The sequence below is a fragment of the Actinoplanes sp. GCM10030250 genome (genome assembly GCF_042666575.1).
Classification (GTDB): domain Bacteria; phylum Actinomycetota; class Actinomycetes; order Mycobacteriales; family Micromonosporaceae; genus Actinoplanes.
This window is the reverse complement of sequence record NZ_JBHTDO010000005.1, coordinates 99808-120981: the sequence shown is the minus strand read 5'-3', so window position 1 is coordinate 120981 and position 21174 is coordinate 99808. Positions and strand designations below refer to the sequence as shown.

Annotated in this window: 23 protein-coding genes and 2 tRNA genes; 17 read left to right on the top strand and 8 right to left on the bottom strand. The window is 68.9% G+C overall.

Annotation, left to right across the window (positions count from 1 at the left end; translation table 11 throughout):
* The first annotated feature begins 21 nt into the window (after nt 1–21).
* The gene (locus ACFQV6_RS09945) at nt 22–663 is read left to right on the top strand and encodes a DUF721 domain-containing protein (protein ID WP_378027083.1); all 642 of its coding nucleotides are present in this window, start codon (nt 22–24) and stop codon (nt 661–663) included.
* A 32-nt stretch (nt 664–695) separates the two neighbouring features.
* Nucleotides 696–1175, top strand: coding sequence for a hypothetical protein (locus ACFQV6_RS09940; protein ID WP_378027082.1), 480 nt, complete (start codon nt 696–698; stop codon nt 1173–1175).
* A gap of 202 nt (nt 1176–1377) precedes the next feature.
* Here the strand turns inward: ACFQV6_RS09940 and ACFQV6_RS09935 are convergent, their stop codons facing one another.
* The gene (locus ACFQV6_RS09935; RefSeq protein WP_378027081.1) at nt 1378–1944 is read right to left on the bottom strand and encodes a hypothetical protein; all 567 of its coding nucleotides are present in this window, start codon (nt 1942–1944) and stop codon (nt 1378–1380) included.
* Between the two features lie 567 nt (nt 1945–2511).
* Here ACFQV6_RS09935 and gyrB point away from each other — a divergent pair.
* The 8 genes from gyrB (at nt 2512) to ACFQV6_RS09895 (ending at nt 10010) form a co-directional block, all read left to right on the top strand.
* Entirely contained in the window at nt 2512–4464 is a 1953-nt protein-coding gene (gyrB, locus tag ACFQV6_RS09930) for a DNA topoisomerase (ATP-hydrolyzing) subunit B (protein WP_378027080.1), read from the top strand.
* 112 nt (nt 4465–4576) lie between these two features.
* Complete coding sequence (gene gyrA / locus ACFQV6_RS09925) at nt 4577–7090, top strand: DNA gyrase subunit A (protein ID WP_378027079.1); 2514 nt, start codon at nt 4577–4579, stop codon at nt 7088–7090.
* 3 nt (nt 7091–7093) lie between these two features.
* Nucleotides 7094–7981 (top strand): DUF3566 domain-containing protein, encoded by an 888-nt coding sequence (locus ACFQV6_RS09920; RefSeq protein ID WP_378027078.1) that lies wholly within the window; start codon nt 7094–7096, stop codon nt 7979–7981.
* A 78-nt stretch (nt 7982–8059) separates the two neighbouring features.
* Nucleotides 8060–8133: transfer RNA gene (locus tag ACFQV6_RS09915), tRNA-Ile, on the top strand.
* Between the two features lie 235 nt (nt 8134–8368).
* Nucleotides 8369–8497, top strand: a complete 129-nt coding sequence (locus ACFQV6_RS09910; RefSeq protein WP_378027077.1) for a DLW-39 family protein — start codon at nt 8369–8371, stop codon at nt 8495–8497.
* 10 nt (nt 8498–8507) lie between these two features.
* Nucleotides 8508–8580, top strand: a tRNA-Ala gene (locus tag ACFQV6_RS09905).
* 65 nt (nt 8581–8645) lie between these two features.
* Nucleotides 8646–9326: a DUF6461 domain-containing protein gene (locus ACFQV6_RS09900; protein WP_378027076.1), complete on the top strand. Its 681-nt coding sequence runs from the start codon at nt 8646–8648 to the stop codon at nt 9324–9326.
* A 93-nt stretch (nt 9327–9419) separates the two neighbouring features.
* Nucleotides 9420–10010, top strand: a complete 591-nt coding sequence (locus ACFQV6_RS09895) for an NUDIX domain-containing protein (protein ID WP_378027075.1) — start codon at nt 9420–9422, stop codon at nt 10008–10010.
* Here the strand turns inward: ACFQV6_RS09895 and ACFQV6_RS09890 are convergent.
* Genes ACFQV6_RS09890 through ACFQV6_RS09880 form a run of 3 tightly spaced genes read right to left on the bottom strand, consistent with a single transcriptional unit; the run spans nt 9893 to nt 11257 of the window.
* Nucleotides 9893–10345 (bottom strand): hypothetical protein, encoded by a 453-nt coding sequence (locus ACFQV6_RS09890; protein WP_378027074.1) that lies wholly within the window; start codon nt 10343–10345, stop codon nt 9893–9895. The two genes, ACFQV6_RS09895 and ACFQV6_RS09890, sit on opposite strands and share 118 nt — an antisense overlap.
* 53 nt (nt 10346–10398) lie before the next feature.
* The gene (locus ACFQV6_RS09885) at nt 10399–10809 is read right to left on the bottom strand and encodes a VOC family protein (protein WP_378027073.1); all 411 of its coding nucleotides are present in this window, start codon (nt 10807–10809) and stop codon (nt 10399–10401) included.
* A 10-nt stretch (nt 10810–10819) separates the two neighbouring features.
* Nucleotides 10820–11257, bottom strand: coding sequence for a helix-turn-helix transcriptional regulator (locus ACFQV6_RS09880; RefSeq protein WP_378027072.1), 438 nt, complete (start codon nt 11255–11257; stop codon nt 10820–10822).
* A 66-nt stretch (nt 11258–11323) separates the two neighbouring features.
* On the opposite strand from ACFQV6_RS09880, the gene ACFQV6_RS09875 reads away from it, so the two are divergent.
* Nucleotides 11324–11875: a YbaK/EbsC family protein gene (locus tag ACFQV6_RS09875; protein ID WP_378027242.1), complete on the top strand. Its 552-nt coding sequence runs from the start codon at nt 11324–11326 to the stop codon at nt 11873–11875.
* Between the two features lie 133 nt (nt 11876–12008).
* Here the strand turns inward: ACFQV6_RS09875 and ACFQV6_RS09870 are convergent, their stop codons facing one another.
* The 4 genes from ACFQV6_RS09870 to ACFQV6_RS09855 form a co-directional block, all read right to left on the bottom strand.
* Nucleotides 12009–12644: a DsbA family oxidoreductase gene (locus ACFQV6_RS09870; protein WP_378027071.1), complete on the bottom strand. Its 636-nt coding sequence runs from the start codon at nt 12642–12644 to the stop codon at nt 12009–12011.
* A 1-nt stretch (nt 12645) separates the two neighbouring features.
* A complete protein-coding gene (locus ACFQV6_RS09865; protein WP_378027070.1) occupies nt 12646–13089 on the bottom strand; it encodes a SufE family protein in 444 nt (147 codons plus the stop codon).
* A gap of 408 nt (nt 13090–13497) precedes the next feature.
* Nucleotides 13498–13887: a CBS domain-containing protein gene (locus tag ACFQV6_RS09860; RefSeq protein ID WP_378027069.1), complete on the bottom strand. Its 390-nt coding sequence runs from the start codon at nt 13885–13887 to the stop codon at nt 13498–13500.
* Nucleotides 13888–13922: 35 nt separating this feature from the next.
* Nucleotides 13923–15656, bottom strand: coding sequence for a proline--tRNA ligase (locus ACFQV6_RS09855; protein ID WP_378027068.1), 1734 nt, complete (start codon nt 15654–15656; stop codon nt 13923–13925).
* 75 nt (nt 15657–15731) lie between these two features.
* Here ACFQV6_RS09855 and ACFQV6_RS09850 point away from each other — a divergent pair, with 75 nt between their 5' ends.
* The 6 genes from ACFQV6_RS09850 (at nt 15732) to ACFQV6_RS09825 (ending at nt 21150) form a co-directional block, all read left to right on the top strand.
* Nucleotides 15732–16631: a sulfurtransferase gene (locus ACFQV6_RS09850; RefSeq protein WP_378027067.1), complete on the top strand. Its 900-nt coding sequence runs from the start codon at nt 15732–15734 to the stop codon at nt 16629–16631.
* A gap of 86 nt (nt 16632–16717) precedes the next feature.
* Nucleotides 16718–17293, top strand: coding sequence for an RNA polymerase sigma factor (locus ACFQV6_RS09845; protein ID WP_378027066.1), 576 nt, complete (start codon nt 16718–16720; stop codon nt 17291–17293).
* Entirely contained in the window at nt 17290–18120 is an 831-nt protein-coding gene (locus ACFQV6_RS09840) for a zf-HC2 domain-containing protein (protein WP_378027065.1), read from the top strand. Before ACFQV6_RS09845 ends, ACFQV6_RS09840 begins: the two co-directional genes overlap by 4 nt.
* Nucleotides 18117–18992, top strand: a complete 876-nt coding sequence (locus tag ACFQV6_RS09835) for an ABC transporter ATP-binding protein (protein WP_378027064.1) — start codon at nt 18117–18119, stop codon at nt 18990–18992. Before ACFQV6_RS09840 ends, ACFQV6_RS09835 begins: the two co-directional genes overlap by 4 nt.
* Entirely contained in the window at nt 18989–20500 is a 1512-nt protein-coding gene (locus ACFQV6_RS09830; RefSeq protein ID WP_378027063.1) for a hypothetical protein, read from the top strand. The genes ACFQV6_RS09835 and ACFQV6_RS09830 overlap by 4 nt, the downstream gene beginning before the upstream one ends.
* Nucleotides 20497–21150, top strand: a complete 654-nt coding sequence (locus ACFQV6_RS09825; protein ID WP_378027062.1) for a hypothetical protein — start codon at nt 20497–20499, stop codon at nt 21148–21150. The genes ACFQV6_RS09830 and ACFQV6_RS09825 overlap by 4 nt, the downstream gene beginning before the upstream one ends.
* Nucleotides 21151–21174: the final 24 nt, after the last annotated feature.

The window sequence follows — 21174 nt, the reverse complement described above, 5'->3', positions numbered from 1 at the left end:
GATCCGCAGCTGGGTTCAGGGGTGGGTCCGGGCAGTTCCGGCGCTGCGGCGGCCTCTCAGGGTGAAACCGGTGGTCCCTCTCCGGGGGCAGCCGGTGATCCCTCTCCGGGAGGAGCCGGTAATCCCTCTTCAGGCGCAGCCGGTAATCCACAGGGTGGGGACAACCTGGCCGGGCCGGAGCTCGCCCGCGCCGTTCTGGACGCCGCTCTGGCCCGGCGCCGGGAGGCGGCGCGCAATCCGCGGCGCCGCACCGGGAGCGGCAGCGGTGAGAAGCGCCTCCGTGGTTACTCCGGCCCCGGGCCGGACCCGCGCGATCCCCAGCTCTTCGGCACGATGCTGGACCGCCTGATGAAGGCCCGCGGCTGGGAGAAGCCGAAGGCCGAGGCCACCGTCTTCGGCTCGTGGGAGAAGGTGGTCGGGCCGGACATCGCCGCGCACAGCCGCCCGGTGAAGCTCGACGGCGGGGTCCTGACCGTCGAGGCCGAGTCCACCGCCTGGGCCACCCAGCTGCGCCTGCTGGCCGCCACCCTGTTGAGGAAGATCGCGGCGGAGGTGGGCCACAACGTGGTCACCCGCCTCAACATCCACGGGCCGGCCGCACCGTCCTGGAGCCGCGGGCCCCGGCGGGTGCAGGGCCGGGGACCTCGCGATACCTACGGCTGAAACCAAAATCGTTTCCGCGACGTCTTACCAGCATGATCGTCCGGCGCTTTCTGATTCTGTTGCTGTTCGTGCTGGCCCCGTTACCGGTGGCTGCCAGTCCCGCGTGGGCCTGTTCCTGCGCGGCGAACACCGGCCTTGATGAGGCGGAGCTCGCCTTCGTCGGCGTCGCCGAAGCGGTGCGGGAGTCGAAAGGCGTGAACCGTGTGGTCTTCGGCGTCGAGTCCGTGATCAAGGGCGACGCGTCCACCGAAGTGTCGCTGACCACATCGGACAATGAGGCGTCCTGTGGATATCGCTTCGACGAGGGCGGCCGGTACCGGGTGTACGCGGTGGCCGGCGAGACCTCCCTGTGCAGCGGCAACGAACTGCTGACACCGACACCGGCCTCCACGGCACGTGCCGAGCGCGTCTCCACCGAACGCACCACGATCTTCTGGACCGGTTCCGGCATCGTGCTGCTCATGGTGGTCGCCGGCCTCACCTGGCTCTTCCGGCAACCCCGGCAACACTGACCCCCGGCAGGTCGCCGACCTGCGCGATGTTCGACCTGGTCACAGCATCGACCCGGTAAGGCCGACCCGGCTCATGAGCCGGCGGCCGCCTGCGGTCTTGCGTGGCAGGTGGCCGCCGGGCGACCCTCGAGAGCTCTGCGTCGGTCGTACGAAAAAAGGGTTGAGGCTGTGGATAACGGCCGTGAGAGGCGCTCGGGGTGGTCTAGTAGTCGGCGAAGATGGCGAAGCCGCGTTCGGCGCAGCGGCGGTAGAAGCCGGCCAGGACGGCGAGTTCGGTGCGCGCGAAGCTCCAGTGCGGTGCGTTGCCGGCGTCGTCGCGGAGGGCGGCGAGACGGTGGTCGAGCCAGCGAAGTTGCTGGTCAGCGAGGCGGCCACCGGCGATTGCCGAGCGCATGACCTCGGCGACGGTCTCGAAGGTGACCAGGTCGCCGAAATTGTCGTGGCCCTCGACGAAGCGTTCCAGGCCGCCGGCGATCCACGCGCAGCCGTCCGGGTCGATCACCGGATCCTCGTCCTCGGCGGCCGCGTCGGTGGCGTAGAGGACACCCTCCAGACCCAGCAGGAGATCGACCAGTTCGGTGTACGCGGTCGCGCGCACAGTGCCAGTCTTGGCAATGTGCAGCGCCAACGCCCCGGTCGGTGCGGCGATCTCGGGGCGGTCGGCGATCGCTCCGAAGTCGACGAACTCGGCAGGTGCCACCGGGTCGTAGTACTGATTCGTCCGCGGCCAGTGCACCGCCACGTTGTCCAGGCCCTTGTCGTGCGCCATCGGGGCCACCCCTTCTCGACCTGCCTCACAGGCCTCATCCGTGGCGGTAACGATGCGACTCCGCCACATGACTTCCGGCCAACACCGGCCCGCGCGCGAGGTTACGACACCGGTGCGGGCGGTTGTCGAGCAGTGTCGCAGTGTGTGCCGGTCCGGCCCGGCAGGCGCGCCCGGCCGTCGAAACAGCCGCATCACTTGTTGTTGCGGTGAGGGTTGGTTCCGTGTAGGGGAACACGTGGGTAGCGGCTCAAATCGCGCTACGGGACTCTCAGGCACCCGGAAGGGGTGCCGGACCCTCGCCAACTCGCCTCGGCGGAGTAGAATCGACAGCGACCGGGAAAACTGTGCCTGGCGGTGGCGGGCAGCCACCATCGTCACGCTATGCGGTTTTTCCAGCCGATCACGATCCGCGGGCTGTCCGCGGCGACCGGCGCGCACGGTTCCACCGGTGGTCCGCCTCCTTTCCGCGGCGTCATCTCTGGTCCCTGACGCGTGCCCGGGCGCTGTCTGTTGCCCGCCAACCCCGCCGCGGGGCCTTCCCGGCCCGGCGCGAGAAAGTGGCCGAGGGTGTCAGAGAACAAGCAGGAGTACGGTGCCGAGTCCATCACCGTGCTCGAAGGCCTCGAGGCGGTCCGCAAGCGTCCCGGTATGTACATCGGTTCCACCGGTGAGCGCGGTCTGCACCACCTGGTCTGGGAGGTTGTGGACAACGCGGTCGACGAGGCTCTGGCCGGCTACTGCGACACCATCGACGTGATCCTGCTGGCCGACGGCGGGGTCTCGGTCACCGACAACGGCCGTGGTTTCCCGGTCGACCTGCACCCCACGCTGCAGAAGCCGGGCGTCGAGGTGGCGCTGACCGTGCTGCACGCGGGCGGCAAGTTCGACGGCCAGGCCTACAAGGTCTCCGGCGGTCTGCACGGCGTCGGCGTCTCGGTGGTCAACGCGCTCTCCAGCCGGATGTTCGTGGAGATCCACAAGTCCGGCAACGTGTGGCGGCAGAAGTACAACCTCGCCAAGCCCGAAGAACTGATCAAGGGCGAGGCCACCGACAAGACCGGCTCGACGGTGCAGTTCTGGCCGGACCCGACGATCTTCGAGACGGTCGAGTTCGACTTCCAGACCATCTACCGCCGGCTTCAGGAGATGGCCTTCCTGAACCGCGGTCTCACGATCAACTTCACCGACGACCGGCCCGATCAGCTGGATGAGAACGGCGAGACCCGCAAGATCAGCTTCATGTACGCGGGCGGCATCGCGGACTTCGTGCGGCACCTCAACGCCACCAAGAGCGCGATCCACAAGACGGTGATCGAGTTCGGTGCCGACGCGCACGACGAGGGCATGGCCGTCGAGATCGCGATGCAGTGGAACGAGTCGTACGGTGAATCGGTCTACACCTTCGCGAACCGCATCAACACGCACGAGGGCGGTACCCACGAGGAGGGCTTCCGTGCCGCGCTGACGACGATCGTCAACAAGTACGGCGTCGAGAAGAAGTTCCTCAAGGCCGACCAGAAGCTGTCCGGTGAGGACATTCGTGAGGGCCTCGCCGCGATCATCTCGGTGACCCTGGCAAACCCGCAGTTCGAGGGCCAGACCAAGACGAAGCTCGGCAACACGGACATGAAGAGCTTCGTGCAGAAGGTCTGCAACGAGCAGCTCGCCGACTGGTTCGACCGCAACCCGACCGACGCGAAGCTCATCATCACGAAGGCGGACCAGGCCGCCCGCGCCCGGATCGCCGCGCAACAGGCGCGCAAGCTGGCCCGGCGCAAGTCGCTGCTGGAGTCCGGCTCGATGCCGGGCAAGCTGGCCGACTGCCAGTCCACCGACCCGCGCGAGACCGAGCTGTTCATCGTCGAGGGCGACTCGGCCGGCGGTTCGGCCAAGTCCGGCCGGGAGAGCCGGATCCAGGCGATCCTGCCGATCCGCGGCAAGATCCTCAACGTGGAGAAGGCCCGGATCGACCGGGTGCTGAAGAACAACGAGGTCCAGGCGCTGATCACGGCGATGGGCACCGGCATCCACGACGAGTTCGACCTCTCCAAGCTGCGCTACCACAAGATCATCCTGATGGCCGACGCCGACGTCGACGGCCAGCACATCCAGACGCTGCTTCTCACCCTGCTGTTCCGCTTCGTGCGGCCGCTGGTCGAGCACGGTCACGTCTATCTGGCCTCGCCGCCGCTCTACAAGATCAAGTGGAACAAGCGCGGCGACGACGCCCAGTACGCGTACTCCGACCGCGAGCGGGACGGCCTGATCGCGCTGCGGCAGCAGAAGAAGGCGAACGCCAAGCCGGACGACATCCAGCGGTTCAAGGGCCTCGGCGAGATGAACTTCCAGGAGCTCTGGGACACCACGATGAACCCGGACACCCGGACGCTGCGCCAGGTGACGCTCGACGACGCCGCGGTCGCCGACGAGCTGTTCAGCGTGCTGATGGGTGAGGACGTGGAGGCGCGGCGGTCGTTCATCCAGCGCAACGCCAAAGACGTCCGCTTCTTGGACATCTGAATTTCGGGTTACGCCGTATCCACAGCGTGCCCCTGCTTTCCACAACGTTATCCACAGCGATACACGAGCTTTGGCCGTACTTGTCTGGTTTCACCTTGAGTAAGGGTTAAAAGTGACTGACACTCCCGAGCCCCCGGACGGCGACGAGACCCCGGCTGATGCCGGCGGCGGTGTGACCCAGCGCGTCGAGCCGGTCGGCCTCGAGGTCGAGATGCAGCGGTCGTACCTCGACTATGCGATGAGCGTCATCGTGGGGCGCGCGCTGCCCGACGTCCGTGACGGCCTCAAGCCCGTGCACCGCAAGATCCTCTACGCGATGTACGACGCCGGGTTCCGCCCGGACCGCGGCTACGTCAAGTGCGCCCGCGTCGTCGGCGACGTGATGGGCAACTACCACCCGCACGGCGACTCGTCGATCTACGACGCCCTGGTGCGGATGGGTCAGCCCTGGTCCCTGCGGTACCGGCTGATCGACGGCAACGGCAACTTCGGATCACCGGGCAACGACCCGGCGGCCGCCATGCGGTACACCGAGGCGAAGCTGTCCCCGCTCGCGATGGAGATGCTGCGGGACATCGACGAGGACACCGTCGACATGCAGGACAACTACGACGGCCGGACCAAGGAGCCGACGATCCTGCCGGCCCGGTTCCCGAACCTGCTGGTCAACGGGTCCGAAGGCATCGCGGTCGGCATGGCGACCAAGATTCCGCCGCACAACCTGCGCGAAGTCGCCGCGGCCGTGCAGTGGTGCCTGGACAACCCCGGAGTCGACGAGGCCACCACGCTCGAGGCGCTGCTCGAGTTCGTCAAGGGACCGGACTTCCCGACCAGGGGCCTGATCGTCGGACAGCAGGCGATCCAGGACGCGTACCGGACCGGGCGTGGCTCGATCCGGATGCGCGCGGTGGTCGAGGTCGAAGAGGACTCCCGGGGCCGGCCGTGTCTCGTGGTGACCGAGCTGCCGTACCAGGTGAACCCGGACAACCTCGCCGAGCGGGTCGCCGAGCTGGTCAAGGAAGGCAAGCTCACCGGCATCGCGGACATCCGGGACGAGTCGTCCGGTCGTACCGGAATGCGGTTGATCCTGGTCCTGAAGCGCGACGCGGTCGCCAAGGTGGTGTTGAACAACCTCTACAAGCACACCCAGCTGCAGGAGACGTTCGGCGCCAACATGCTGGCCCTGGTCGACGGTGTGCCGCGCACGCTGAACCTGGCCCAGTTCATCCGGTACTACGTCGAGCACCAGATCGAGGTCATCCGCCGGCGGACCGCGTTCCGCCTGCGCAAGGCCGAGGAGCGGGCGCACATCCTGCGCGGTCTCGGCAAGGCGCTGGACATGCTCGACGAGGTCATCGCCCTGATCCGGCGCTCGCCGACGGTGGAGGACTCGCGTCAGGGCCTGATGCAGCTGCTCGACGTCGACGAGGTTCAGGCGACCGCCATCCTCGACATGCAGCTGCGCCGCCTGGCCGCCCTGGAGCGGCAGCGGATCGTTGACGAGCTCGTCAGGATCGAGGTGGAGATCGCCGATCTCAAGGACATCCTCGCGAAGCCGGAGCGGCAGCGGGCGATCGTCTCGGAGGAGCTCGGCGAGATCGTCCAGAAGTTCGGCGACGACCGGCGCACCCAGATCATCCCATTTGATGGTGAAGTGTCCATGGAGGACCTCATCGCTCGGGAAGACGTTGTGGTGACCATCACACGTACCGGTTATGCCAAGCGCACGAAGACCGATATGTACCGGTCGCAGAGGCGCGGCGGCAAGGGCGTGAGCGGGGCGACACTGCGCCAGGACGACATCGTGTCGCACTTCTTCGTCATCTCCACCCACGACTGGGTCCTGTTCTTCACGAACAAGGGGCGGGTCTACCGGGCCAAGGCGTACGAGTTCCCGGAGGCGAGCCGGATCGCCAAGGGCCAGCACGTCGCCAACCTGCTCGCCTTCCAGCCGGACGAGCACATCGCGCAGGTCATCCAGATCCCGAATTACCAGGTCGCGCCCCACCTTGTGCTCGCAACCAAGAATGGGCTCGTGAAGAAGACGCGCCTGGAGGAATTTGACTCCAACCGCAGCGGTGGCATCATCGCCATCAACCTGCGGGAGGATGACGAGTTGGTGGGCGCGGCGCTGGTGGCTCCTGAGGACGACCTCTTGCTGGTGTCCAAGAAAGCCCAGGCCATCCGGTTCAACGCAACGGACGACGCGTTGCGTCCGATGGGGCGTGCCACCTCCGGCGTCATCGGCATGCGCTTCGGCGACAACGACGAGCTCCTGGCGATGGAAGTGGTCCGCGAGGGCCTCGATGTGTTGGTCGCCACCAACGGTGGGTATGCGAAGCGCACGCCGATCGAGGAGTATCCGGTGCAGGGCCGGGGTGGCAAGGGGGTACTGACCGCCAAGATCACTGAACGTCGTGGTGGACTTGTCGGCGCTCTGGTGATCAGCCCGGAGGATGAACTGTTTGCCATCACCAGCAATGGTGGTGTCATCCGGACTCCCGTGAAGCCTGTACGGCGCACACGGGATCGGAACACAATGGGGGTCAAGCTGATGGACCTCCCAGAAGGTGTAACCATCGTGGCGCTTGCTCGCAATGCCGACGAGCCTGACGAACAGGACTAGTTGATGCCGGAGACACAGGCGAAGTCGGGGGGCCCGGGGACCTCAGCGACTCCGGACGATGCGGCCAAGAAAGATGGCGCCGCATCGACCGGACGCGAATCCTCAGGGCGCGCCGCTGTCCCCGCCGATGCCCCGTCCCCGCCGAAGTTCACCCGCGCACCGGGCATGCCTGCCCCGCCGAGTGAGCCGGCCGCCGGCACCGACGGTGCGGCCGAGGCGAAGCGTCCGGGCGGGCCATCGGTGGTGAAGGGCTCGGCCTCCGTGCCCGTGGTCACCAAGGGCAAGGGCGCCGCACCCGGAACGCAGGGTGCACGGCCCGGGACGGGAACACCCCCCGCGACCCCGAGCACGCCACCGCGCCCCGCGCCGGCCTCGGCGACCGCGACATCACCCGCGGCCAAGCAGCGGACCCCCGGCTCGACGACGGCCAGCGGCGCGGCCGCGGTCGGCGCCGCACGGGTGTCCGAAGCGGTCCGGTCGGCCCGCTCGACGGTCACCTCGGCCGCCGCGCGCGGCCCCCGCCGGGCCCGGCTCAACCTCAAGCGGATCGACCCCTGGTCGGTGATGAAGTTCTCGTTCGCCGTGTCGATCGTGCTCTTCATCGTGGTCGTCGTGGCCACCTCCGTGCTCTACCTGGCCCTCGACACGATGGGCGTCTGGAGCTCGGTCAACACCAGCCTCAAGGACCTGGTGACCGCCAGCGGCGGGCCCGAGACCGGCTCCAGCACCCCGTTCCAGGTGACGGCCTGGGGCGTGATCGGCACGTCGATGCTGATCGGTGCGGTCAACGTGGTGCTCTTCACCGCATTGGCCACTCTCGGTGCGTTCATCTACAACGTTTGCGCCGACCTGGTCGGTGGCATCGAGCTCACGCTCGCCGAGCGCGACTGACGCGAAGCATCGGGTTGCGAGCCCACCCCGAATTGGAGGCTCGCAGCCCGATGCGGTAACGTTCTCTTCGCAGTTGAGGGGGCTATAGCTCAGTCGGTTAGAGCGCAGAGCTGATAACTCTGAGGTCGCTGGTTCGATTCCAGCTAGCCCCACGAGCTGGCGACTACCTTGTCCGCGGAAAGCGCGGACCTGGGCGCTCGTCATGCTGACTCCGGGGGCCGAGCCCCCGGAAACCCCGCGATCTATGGGTTGCGCTTGGGCGAGTCGGTCGCGCTTCGGTCGGTTGGTTGCGCTGGGCGTGTTGGTTGCGGCTTGGGTCGGCTGGCTCCGGTTGGCTGGCTCGCTTGTTTCGCTTGCCCTGCCCTTCGGTGTTGGTTTGGGGATTCGATGTTCAAGAAGCTTCTGATTGTTGCGGCTGTTGTGGGCACTGCTGCCCTGGTCGTGAAGAGGGTCAAGGCGTCGAGCGACGAGCGCGCGCTGTGGCACGAGGCGACGACTGCTCCCGACCTTCGCTGAGGTTGGTCGAGGGGCCCTAGCTCAACTGGCAGAGCACCGCCTTTGCAAGGCGGGGGTTAGGGGTTCAAGTCCCCTGGGCTCCACAATTCTCAAGCCCCCGGTCTCGGGGGCTTTTTTGTATTCGCGTGGCCTTTGATCTACTGGCCTGGTGAAACGCCGCTCCGCCCTTGTGCTCGTGCTGGCCGGTCTGGCCGGGTGCGCCTCGCCCCGGGGCGACGTGCCTGTGCCTGTGCCCGCGCCGAGTACCGCGCCGTCGCCGGGGGACCTGCTCTGGCCGGTGCGGGAGGCCGCGCTCGGTGCCGGCTTCTGCTTCACCCTGGTTCAGGGGCTGATCCCGAGCGAGGTGGCCGGGCGGCTCGGCGGCGAAGAGCTGGAACGGGTCGAGTGGCTGCGGCTGGTGGCCGGCGGTGACGGCGAGCGGGGCGGACCCGGGCGGTACTTCATCGGTGTGGCGCGGATCGGCGGTTGGTCGTTGATCGTCGAGGACAACGGGTCGCTCGGGGTCACTCAGAAGGCCGTCAGTCCACTTTCCGAGGGTGGGGTGGTGCTGGCGTACCGGGGAGAGGCTGAGGGCGGTGGGCGGCTGCTGGTGGTCCGCGACGGTGATCTCGACCTGGACTACGACTTCCGGCAGCCGGATCGGTGGGGCGGCCTGCGACCGGGGGACTACCTGCCGGAGATGCGGGCGGCGGGTGTGATCGGCGGTACGGCAGTGACGCAACCCACTGGACCGGCGCTGGCCTTCCTGGCGGCGCGATCCGGTGTCGCACTGACCCGGGAACTGGTCACCGGACGGACGTATTTGCTGGTCACCGTTCCGAAGGTGTAGGGACGTATATGCCCGTTCTTCAGTGTCGGATGTCATCCACAAAGGAATGACTGCACCACGCACATCACAGGTGTGGCGGTTAGCCTGCGACTCGTGAGCGAACGAAGACGGGCCGCCGCCGTGATCGTGCGGGACGGCCGTGTGCTGATGGTGCACGAGCGCAGCCGGCGATTCGGTGGCGGCGAGTGGTGGACTCTGCCGGGTGGCGGGCTACGGCCCGGCGAGACGGCCGAGGAAGCGGTGCGGCGTGAGGTTTTCGAGGAGACCGGGCTGGTGGTCAGCGACGCTCGCCACGTGCTGGAGATGCCGTACCCGACAGGGATGACATCGGTCTTCGCGGTGTCGGTGGCCGACGGGGAGCCGCGGGCCGGGCGTGACGACGGGTTCGGGCCGGAGCCGCTGGGGGTGGACTGGCTGCCCGTTCCGGAGCTGCCGATCGAGACCAGCGGGGTGCCGGTGCCGCCGCTGATGGTGGTTCTGCCCACCCTCGCCGACGGTGAGGGCGCCTCGCACGTGGGGCACCACTCGCATCCGCAGCCGCCTCGTTCGCAGCCGCCTTCTTCGCCTCAGGTGGCGGAGGCGGAGTCCGGGACCACGGGCCGGGGTGTCGGCGATTCGGCCGGTGGTGACGGTGCCGGCAGCACCGGGGCCGAGACGGCGCGGCGGCGCTCCACGACGAAGTAGGCGCAGGCGGCGGCGTAACCGACGGCCAGCAACAGGCCGAGGAGCTGGACCGGGCGTGAGGCGAAAGGCACCAGGGCCGTGGCACCCAGCGACCAGCTGGACAGCAGCACCGTGTTGACGGTGTCGTGCCGGACCCAGACGACCTGGGACCGGCGGCGGGCCTGGCGCTGGATCTCGATGACGAGAGCGTGCGCCATGACCGCCGCGAGCAACCCGAGCAGCAGGGTTGCGAAAACCGAATGGTGACCGCCGCCGACGGCGACCAGCGCCGTGGCACCGGTCAGCAGGGCGAGACCGCTGACGGTCCCGATGCGCGCTCTCCGACGATCCTCCACAGACTCTTACGGTCGGCATGATCGCGGCCGACCTGAGAATTTAGCGTTGTGGATCAGGTCAGCTGGTTGATCCGGACCATGTTCCCGGCCGGGTCGCGGAAGGCGCAGTCACGCACACCGTACGGCTGGTCGGCGGGCTCCTGGACCACCTCCGCGCCGCTGGCCTGCAGCTGCTCGAACGTCTCCGCGAGGTTCGAGCTGCCGAGAACGATCGACGCGTAACTGCCCTTCGCCATCAGCTCGGCGATCGTCCGGCGCTCGGCGTCGGTGATGCCGGGGTCGGCGGCCGGCGGATGGAGCACGAGGGAGGTCTGCGGCTGGCCCACCGGCCCGACGGTGATCCAGCGCATGGTCCCGTAACCCACATCGGCCCGGACCTCGAAACCCAAAGCGTCCCGGTAGAAAGCGAGCGATTTCTCCGGGTCGTCGGCGGGCAGGAATGTCGAGTGAATCGTGACGGTCATGACGACGATGCTAAATCCGGCGGGACGGGGTCACTTCTCGATTCCTGATCGGTCGCATGACCTGTTTGACGACGCACCCGGGCAGGCCCTGCGCCTCGTCGGCGGCCAGTCGCCGGTAGGCGCTCGGTGAGATGCCGACCAGCTCGGAGAATCGGGTGCTGAAGGTGCCCAGCGACGAGCACCCGACGGCGAAGCAGACCTCGGTCACCGACAGGTCGCCGCGGCGCAGCAGGGTCATCGCCCGCTCGATGCGGCGGGTCATCAGATAGCTGTACGGCGATTCGCCGAACGCGGCCCGGAACTTACGGCTGAGGTGACCGGCCGAGAGATGGACGCTGCGCGCGAGCGCCTCGACGTCGAGCGGCTGCGCGTAGTCACGGTCGATCCGGTCGCGGACCCGTCGCAGCAGGACGAGCTCGCGCAGGTACGGATCGGTGGCACCGCTCACCCGCCCAGCGTAACCGGGTGCCCCGGTGTGCCGTGATCCACGGATTGGGCGAGGATGACGGACATGATGGGAAGCCTCGAGACCGAATCCGCCCAGTCCCGCCTGGATCTGCTCGCTCCGCCTGTCGCCAAGGCCCTGGCGGTCTGGCCGGCCGAGGCGCCGATCGATGCCGACCAGGTGCTGGTGGCGCCGATCGATCCGGGGCTGGCCGACACCGCGGCTTTCTGTGAGGCGTACGGGGTGCGCCTCGCCGAGTCGGCGAACTGTGTGATCGTGGCCGGCCGCCGCGGTGATGTCACCAAGTACGCGGCCTGCGTCGTGCTGGCCACGACGCGTGCCGATGTCAACGGTCTGGTGCGGCGTCACCTGGACGTGCGCAAGGCGAGCTTCGCGCCGATGGACGAGGCGGTGGCGCTGACCGAGATGGAGTACGGCGGAATCACCCCGATCGGTCTCCCGCCATCGTGGCCGATCCTGGTGGACTCGCGGGTGGCCGCCACCCCGCACGTGATCATCGGATCCGGGGTTCGGCACAGCAAGATCGCTATTGCGGGGCCGGCGCTCGGTGCGCTGCCGGGGGCCGAGGTCATCGAAGGTCTTGCGCGCGAAGTGTCGTGATGGTCATCGATGTTGTTTCACGTGGAACGACATCGACAGGTTTCACATCCCGGCTCGAGGGCGGGTTTGCGGGCTCGCTTCTAACGGGCTCGCTTCGGCGGGCTTGTTCACCGGCTGGCTTCGGCGGGCTCGCTCACGGGCTGGCTTCGACTGCCTCGCGGCGGGCTATCTCCTCGAATGCGGTGCGCAGGGTGGCCGGCTCCTGGGCGCCCTGGATCGCGTATTTGCCGTCGACGACGAAGGTCGGCACGCTCGTGATCCCGAGTTCCCGGGCCTCGTTCACGTCGGTGTTGACGGCGCTGGTGCCCGCGTCGGATTCGAGATAGGCGAGCGCGACGGCCTCGTTCATCCCGATCGATCCCGCCACCGCCGCCAGGGCCGGCACTGAACCGATGTCCACGCCGCCGGCGAAGTGGGCTCGCTGGAGAGCGTCCAGCATGTCGGCCTGCCGCTCCTGGGTGGCGGCCCAGGTGATCAGGCGGTGTGCCGTGAAGGTGTTCGCGGCGATCGCACGATCGAAGTCCAGCGTCAGGCCGTCGGCTGCGGCGATCGCGGTCACCTGGGCGAACATCTGCTCGGCTCGCTCCGGTCCGCCGAACTTCGCGGCCATCACCTGCTTGATCGGCAGCGGTTCGGGGACCGGGGACGGGTCCAGCTGATAGGCCCGATAGGTGACGGTGGCGTCGAGCCCTTTCAGGGCCTTCTCCAGCCGGCGCTTGCCGAGGTAGCACCAGGGGCAGACGACATCGGACCAGGCCTGGATGTCCACGTCACTCCGCCTTGGACGACATCGACTGCTCCGCGACCTGGCGCTTCAACCGGCCCAGGATCGCCGTGCCGCCGCGCATCCGCAGCGGGCTGATCGCCTGCGCCAACCCCATTCGAGCATAAAGATCATCGGGTACGCCGAGAATCTGCTCCGCGCTCGCCTCGGACAGCCCTTCGGCGAGGATCCCGGCGAACGCCCGTGTGGTGGGCGCCTCCGGTGGGCAGTCGAAGTGGGTGACCACCGTGCGATCGGGCTGCACGACGGCCTTGAGGAAGAACTGGGTCTGGCACTCCGGAACCTGCTCCATACCCTCGTGGCCGGCCAGGTCGGCCGGGAGCGGCGGCACCGCGTCGGCGAACTCCAGCAGCATCTCGAGCACCAGCTCACGCGGCGCGGAGGCGAACTCGTCGACGATCTCGGCCAGCTTCGGCGGCATCTCACTCACGGCTCCGACCCTACGTCGCCACCCCGACCGTCAAGCCCCCGCCATCCGTCCGCCGCCTGTGCGTCAAGCCAGCGTGGGTAGCTGCACACGTTGAGGTTGCGTGTGCGCTGGTGGTGCCCCCGGCGTGGGTCAACGCGCACACAACCTCAACGTCTGCAGCTACGGTGCCTGTTTTGGACAATGCGCTGAGCGGGCTGGCCCTGAGCGGGCTGCCCTGAGCGGCTGGCCCTGAGCGGCTGGCCCTGAGCGGCTGGCCCTGAGCGGCTGGCCCTGAGCGGCTGGCCCTGAGCGGGCTGACGCTGAGCGGCCGCTGGCGTTGAGTGGCGCTGGGGTTCGAGCGCGCTGATCGTGAGCAGCCTGGCCGTGCGCGGGCGCGGGGGCCGGCTGGCTGGGGCGCGAGCGGGTGGGTCAGGCGGCGGCGGAGTGGGGGAGCAGTGCGAGGTCGCTGAGGCTGATGATGCCGACCACCTTGCGATCGGCGTCGCAGACCAGGAGACGGCGGACGCCGCGGTCGCGCATGGCGTTGACCGACTCGCTGACGGTTGCGCTCTGCTCGATCATGATGAGTTCGCGGCTGGCGATCGCGCCCAGAGTGGTCGTGGCCGGTGGCAGGCCCTCGGCGAGCGCGCGGACCACGATGTCGCGGTCGGTCACCAGCCCGGCCATGGTCGGGCCCCGTGTCACCACCACGTCGCCGATGCCCTGGTCACGCATGACCTGGGCCGCCTCGTCGAGCGGTGTGTCCTCCGGCAGGTAGATCACCCGACGGGTCATCGCGTCCGCGACCAGCCTCACCATGCCATTGCTGCCTCTCCGCCGGCGTGACGACATGATTACCCTAGCTCCGCCCTGATTACACCCGCGATGTCCACAAGGGGCACTTCCTCCCGGCTTCCCGTGCGGCGGTCGCGCAGTTCGGCGTACCCCTCGGACAGACGGCGGCCGACCACCACGGACCGTGGGATGCCGATCAGCTCGGCATCGGTGAATTTGACCCCGGCCGAGACGTTCGGCCGGTCGTCGACGAGGACCCGCACCCCGGCCCGGGAGAGGACCGCGCCCAGGGTGAGTGCTGCCTCGACCTGGCCGTCGCGGCCGGCCGCGACGATGTGCACGTCCGCCGGCGCGACCGAATTCGGCCAGATCAGCCCGCGGTCGTCGTGATGCTGCTCGGCGATCGCCGCGACGGCCCGTGAGACTCCGATGCCGTAGCTGCCCATCGTCGGCCGCAACGGTTTGCCGTCGGCGCCGAGGACATCAACCGCGAAGGCGTTCGTATAGCGGCGGCCGAGCTGGAAGATGTGTCCGATCTCGATACCCCGGCGGATGGTCAGGGACCCGGAGCCGCAGGTCGGGCAGGGGTCACCGGCGCGCACCTCGGCGGCCTCGATCGGCCCGTCGGGGGTGAAATCGCGCCCGGCAACGACGTTCGTGGCGTGCCGGCCCGGTTCGTTGGCGCCGGTCAGCCACGCGGTGCCGGGGGCCACCCGGGGGTCGGCGAGATAGCGGACCTTGATGCCCTGCGGGCCGATGTAGCCCTTGACCAGGTCGGGCCGGGACGCGAAGTCGTCGAAGAGGGTGGCGGTGGCCGGGGCCAGACCCGCGTTCAGGCGCTTGAGGTCGACCTCGCGGTCGCCGGGCACACCGATGGCGAGCACCTCGTCAGTGCCGCCGGGGTGGTGCACGGTCACCACGACGTTCTTCAGCGTGTCCGCTGCTGACCAGTCAGTACGCCCGCCGAGCGCCCGATCGTTGGCGAGCTCCACCAGGGAGGCGATGGTCGGCGTGCCGGGGGTGTCGTGCACCTCCAGAGCGGGCGCGTCCACCGGCCGGTCCTCCGGTGCGGGCGTGACGACGGCCTCGGTGTTGGCCGCGTAGTCGCAGGCGGTGCAGCCGACGAAAGTGTCCTCACCCACCTCGGCGGCGGCCAGGAACTCCTCGGAGGCGGAGCCGCCCATGGCACCCGACACCGCGGACACGATCGTGTGCTCCAGGCCCAGCCGCTCGAAGACTCGCTGATAGGCGGTGCGCATTAGCCCGTACGCCCGAATTTGATCGGTCTCGGAAAGATCGAAGGAGTAAGCGTCCTTCATCAGGAACTCGCGGCCGCGCAGCAGGCCGCCACGCACCCGGGCCTCGTCGCGGAACTTCGTCTGGATCTGGAACAGCAGCAGCGGAAAGTCTCGATAGGAAGCGGTCATGTCCTGCACGAGCAGGGTGAACATCTCCTCGTGCGTCGGCGCCAGCAGATGGTCGGCGCCCCGCCGGTCCTGGAGCGTGAAGATGTCCTCCCCATACTCCGTCCAGCGGCCGGTGACGTCGTAGGGCTCGCGCGGCAGGAGCGAGGGGAAGGAGATCTCCTGACCGCCGGCGGACACCATCTCCTGCCGGATCACATCGGTGACCCGGTCGAGCACCAGTTTCCCGAGCGGCAGCCAGGTGTAACCACCCGGCGCGGCGCGGCGGACGAAGCCGGCGCGCAGAAGGAGCCGGTGACTCGGCACCTCAGCGTCCGCCGGCTCCTCGCGAAGTGTCTTGAGCAGCAAGCTGGACATTCGAAGCAGCACGTCCACGAGCCTAGGGACCGGGTACGACGAAAGCATCCGCTTAATCCCGTGCCGGAAAGAGCTAGCGTGACAGGCATGTCCGTTCCGAACGATCCGGCGCAGGCGCTTCAGGCGTATGCGCACCCTGACAAACTGGTCACCACCGAGTGGCTCGCCGCGAACCTGGACACGCCAGGCCTGGTCGTGGTCGAGTCGGACGAGGACGTGCTGCTCTACGACACCGGCCACATCCCTGGTGCGGTCAAGGTCGACTGGCACCTCGAGCTCAACGACCAGACGACCCGTGACTATCTGGACCCGGCCGATTTCGCGGCACTGTGTGCGGCCAAGGGCATCGGCCGTGACGACACGATCGTGTTCTACGGCGACAACTTCAACTGGTGGGCGGCGTACGCGCTCTGGGTCTTCAGCCTTTTCGGTCACCATGACGTGCGGCTGCTCGACGGTGGCCGGCAGAAGTGGGCGGCCGAGGGGCGTCCGCTGACCAGGGAGAAGACTGCGCGACCGGCCGCTGACTATCCGGTGCCGGTGCGCAACGACGCCGAGATCCGGGCCTTCCGTGACCAGGTGATGGGGCACATCGCCAGCGGGCGGCCGCTGGTGGACGTCCGGTCGCCGCAGGAGTACACGGGTGAGTTGACGCACATGGAGGCGTACCCGCAGGAGGGCGCGCTGCGTGGCGGTCACATCCCGGGTGCGGCCAGCAAGCCGTGGAAGTCGGCGGCCAACGAGGACGGCACGTTCAAGCCACACGATGATCTCGTCAAGATCTATCAGGACGAGCTGGGGCTGGAGTCGGCGGACGACATCATCGCCTACTGCCGGATCGGTGAGCGGTCCAGCCACACCTGGTTCGTGCTGCGTCACCTGCTGGGATATCCGCAGGTCCGCAACTATGACGGGTCGTGGACGGAGTGGGGCAACCTGGTGCGGGCTCCGATCGTCAAGGGCACCGAGCGCGGCGGTCTCAGCTGACCTCCCGCCACATCGAGAACGGCGCTGCCTCCGGGCGGCGCCGTTTTTCGTGAACCGAATCCGGGCCCGTCGGCGATAGTCCAGATGTGCGACGGAGAATTCAGCCGCCGGTGATCCCGGTCAGCGAGCAGAGCAGCGACATCCAGCTGCTGCACGCTGTCGCCGCCGGGGACACCGCGGCACTGCGCCTGCTGCACCACCGCCACGCGGCCTGGCTGCGCGCCAGGCTGCGTCGGCGCTGTGCCGACCCCGACGTGGTCGATGCCGCGATCCAGGACACGTTCGTCGCGGTCTGGCGGGATGCCATTTCGTACGGTGAGACGGCCGCCGATCCCGCGGCCTGGATCTGGACCATTGCCGTCCGCCGGCTCGTCTCGGCGCTGCGAGGCCCGGCCCACCGCTGGCTGAGCGGCTCCGCCGACGAGATCCCCGACATCGCCACCACACCGTCCGCCGAGGAGCTCGTGCTGCTCGGTGTGGAGCACGGCGCCCTGGGCCCGGCTCTCGACCGGCTCTCCCCCGAGCTGCGCAGTCTGATCGAGGCGACCGCACTCGACGGCCTGACCGTGCGTGAGGCCGCCAAACTCTTCGGCATTCCGGAGGGCACCGCCAAGACCCGCCTGATGCGGGCGCGGATCAGGTTGAGGGAGCTGCTGGCATGACCGACTGGCACATCGACTCCACGCTCGTCGAGCAATATGAGCGGGGCGACCTCGCACCCAGCCGGTTGCTGGCAGTCGAGGCGCACATGCTGGCCTGCGGTTCGTGCCGCTCACTGGTGCCGATCGACATCACCTGGGTGACCGGCAACTGGGAGGTCGTGTTCGACACGATCCACGCTCCCCGGCTCACCCTCGTCCAGCGGGTCCTGACCCGGGTCGGCCTGCCCGAGCACCGGATCCGGATCCTCACCGCCACCCCGGCCCTGCGCTGGTCGTGGCTGGTCGCGACAGCCGCCGTGCTGGGCCTGGCAGTCGCCGCCGCCTGGCTCGGCCGGACCGGTGCCGGCGTGGTGAGCGCGTCGTTCCTGGTGCTGGCCCCGATCCTCCCGGTGGTCGCCGTCTCCGGGGCCTATGGGCCGCCCGCCGACCCGATGCATGAGATCACCGGCACCACTCCGGCCGCCGGCCCGTCGCTGGTGCTGTGGCGGGCGGTCTCGGTGATCGGGATCGCGACGGCGATGGCGGCGATCGCGGGCGTGCTGCTGCCCGGGCCGGGGTGGTTCGCTGCGGCCTGGCTGCTACCCGCCCTTCTGCTCTGCACCGGGACCCTGGCCCTGGCCACGGTTCTGTCGTTGCCGGCCGCCGCCGGAGTCCTCGGCGGCCTGTGGCTGACCGGTGTGCTCGGCGTCGCGCTGAGCCGCCAGGAGGCGTTCGTGCCGGTCCTGTTCGGCCCGGGGGCACAACTGGCCTATCTGATGGCGGCGCTGGCAGCCGCCGCCGTTCTGATCCTGCGGCGTCGCCGCTTCGACCTGGGGGAGAGTCGATGACCACGGTCACCGTTCGCGGGCTGGCAAAACGGTATGGAGCGACGACCGCGCTCGACTCCGTGGACCTGGAGATCGGAGCCGGTGTGACAGGTCTGCTCGGGCCCAACGGCGCGGGGAAAAGCACGCTGCTGCGGTGCCTTGCCACCGCTCTCGCGCCGGACACCGGATCGATCCGGGTCGGCGGGCTCGATCCGGCGGTGCCGGAGCAGCGGACCGACATGCGCCGGCGGATCGGCTACCTACCGCAGAACCCCGGGCTGTACCCGAACTTCACGGCGTATGACCTGCTCGACTACGTCGCGGTTCTGAAGGAGCAGACCGACTCCCGGCTGCGACGGGCCGAGGTGCGCCGGGTGCTCGAGGAGGTCGACCTCGCTGATCGGGCGAAGACGAAGGTGCGCAAGCTCTCCGGCGGGATGCGCCAGCGGCTGGGGCTCGCGCAGGCGCTGCTCGGAGACCCCGCCCTGGTGATTCTCGACGAACCGACGGTCGGTCTTGATCCGGAGCAACGGATGGTGTTCCGGGCTCTGACCTCACGGCTCGGAGAGCGTAAGACAGTGCTGCTCTCCACCCATCAGACCGAGGACGTCGGCGCACTCTGTGAACGGGTCGTGGTGATGAACGGCGGCCGGGTGATCTTCGAGGGTGCCCCGCGTGCGCTTGCCGGAGTCGCGGACGGGCAGGTGTGGCTCTCCGAGAGCGCACCGGTGGGCAACTCGGCGTACTGGCGGAACGCGGACGGGCTCTACCGGACGGTCGGCCGGCAACCGGAGGGCGCCGAGGCGGCGAAGCCGTCCATCGAGGACGGTTATCTGCTGCTGCTCGGCAACGCGGTGGTCGGATCCGGTTCGGCGAACGAGGCGGTCCGATGACTGCCGTTCTTGATCGGGTGGAGCGGCCGGAGCCGCCCGCCCCAGCCGCTACCAGGGCACTTGCCTGGGCGGAGGCCCGGCGGTTGTGGCACAGCCCGTTCTACTGGGGCGGCACGGTGCTGGCGATCGCCCTCGGGGTGGTCTGGGCCTGGACCCGGATGCCGACCTGGGACACCTTCCATCAGAACGCCGGAATGAGTTCGCTGGTGCTGGGTGCCGCGATGCTGATGGCGACCCATCTGGCCGCAGGCCGCGATCATCGAGCGGGCGCTGAGGAGTGCACCAGCACCATGCCGGCCGGTTCCGGGCGGCGCGGGCTCGCCCTGCTCGTCGCGGTGCCCGTCTCCGGGGTGACCGGTGCGGCGGCCTACCTTCTTGAGCTGCTGCTCCTGATGCCGGCCTGGCCGGTGGGACGATTCGATCCCTGGGCGGCCGGGGCCGTCGTGGTGATCCCGGCGATCGGGGCGGCCATCGGCGTGGCGGTGGGGCGCGTTCTGCCCGGTGCGGCGGCCGGACCGCTCACTGTGGTCGCCCTCGCCGCGATGCTGCTCTCCCTGCTCGCGCTCCCGTCGTATCCGAAGGACTTCCCGGATGCGTTGTGGCCGGTGCCGGACGTGCCGTGGGAGGTGGGTGCCGACCGGCCGACGGGTTGGCATCTCGCCTACCTGTGCGGCGTGCTCCTGGCGATCATCGCTGTGATCGTTTGGCGGAGTCGGCCGTTGTTCGCGCTGCTCGTGGTGGTGCCGGCAGTGATGTTGTCAGGGGCTGCGGTGCAGCAGCAGGTGCAGCGGACGGTAGTGACCGTTCACCCGGAGGATGAGGCGGCTCTCACCGGCGTCGCCGTTCTGGACTGCCGGACGTATCGGGAAGTTCGGTACTGCGCGCTGCCCCACTACGCCGGATGGACAGGTCTGTGGCGGAAGGCGGTGGAGCCGGTGGCGACGCGGCTGCCGGCGGATGCGACCCGGCCGGCGGTGCGGCAGCTCGGGAGCATGGACGACATGGTGCCGATGGTGCCCGGCCAGCCGGAGATCATCACTTCGACTGTCTGGGGACGGACCGGTGCTTGGGCGGAGAGTTCCCGGTTGCAGATGACCAGCGCCTACGCGGCGGCCGCGGTGGGGCTCACCCGGCGTGATGCATTTCTGGTCGGCAGCTGCGACGGCGCGGGCCAGCATCGCACGGTGGTGGCGTTGTGGCTGATCGGCCAGGCCGGGCCGGAAAGTGCGCGGCGGCGTCTGGAGAGCGGTGACCTGCGACTGCCGATGGTCCGGTACGGGCCGGACGAGGTGCGGGCGGCTCGTGATCTGCTGGGGCGTCCTCGGGAGGAAGTCGCCGGCTACCTCGCTATGCACTGGGATGAGCTGCTTGATCCGTCGGGCACCGCACTGGCCGGCCTCGGCGTGACGATCACCCCGCCGCCGATTCCCACAACGCCGGACGTCGCCGGGCCGGACGTCGCTGGGCCGGATGCCCCCGGGCTGCGGGATGCCGGTGTCTGCCGATGAGCTGGCTGCTGGTTCCGCATCTGGTGCGGGCGGTTCCTTGGTGGCCGCTTGTCGGCGCGGTATCGCTCGCGATCCTGGCGCAGCTTCCGTTGCTTGCGGAGGAGCCTTCGGGGCGGGCCGTTCTGACGGGATTGTGGCTGGCCGCGGGGGTGCTGGGGGCGGCGGCGGCGTTCGCGCTTCCGGACGGTATGGCGTCCACAGTGATCACGCCGGTGCCGCGGTGGGTTCGGCAGTGGCTTCGCACCGGGCTGGTTGTGCTGCCGGCCGGGGTCGTCTGGGCACTGCTCTACATGGCGGCGCGGCACATTGCGGGACCGGAGGCGGTCGGGGATGGGCTGGTCGCGGGAGCGGGAATAGGGGCGGGGGCGGTCGGGGGCGCCGGGTTCGTGGTTCTGCAGGCGGCGGTGTGTGGGCTGCTTCCGGTGGCTGTGGCGGCGATTGGTGCGCGTTATCGGGATACCGCTTCGGGGGCGCTGTTCGGACCGGTGGCGCAGGGGATGGTGCTGGTTGGCAGCCTGTTCTTCAGTGACCGAGCCTCGCCCTGGTCGGTGCCGGGGGCGGGCGAGTGGACGACCGCGCATCGGGTGTGGCCGGTGGCGCTCGTTCTGGTTCTCGGGACGCTTCTCTGGGGGAACCGGGAACCGACCTGATTTTGTCGGTGGTTACCGGTACCG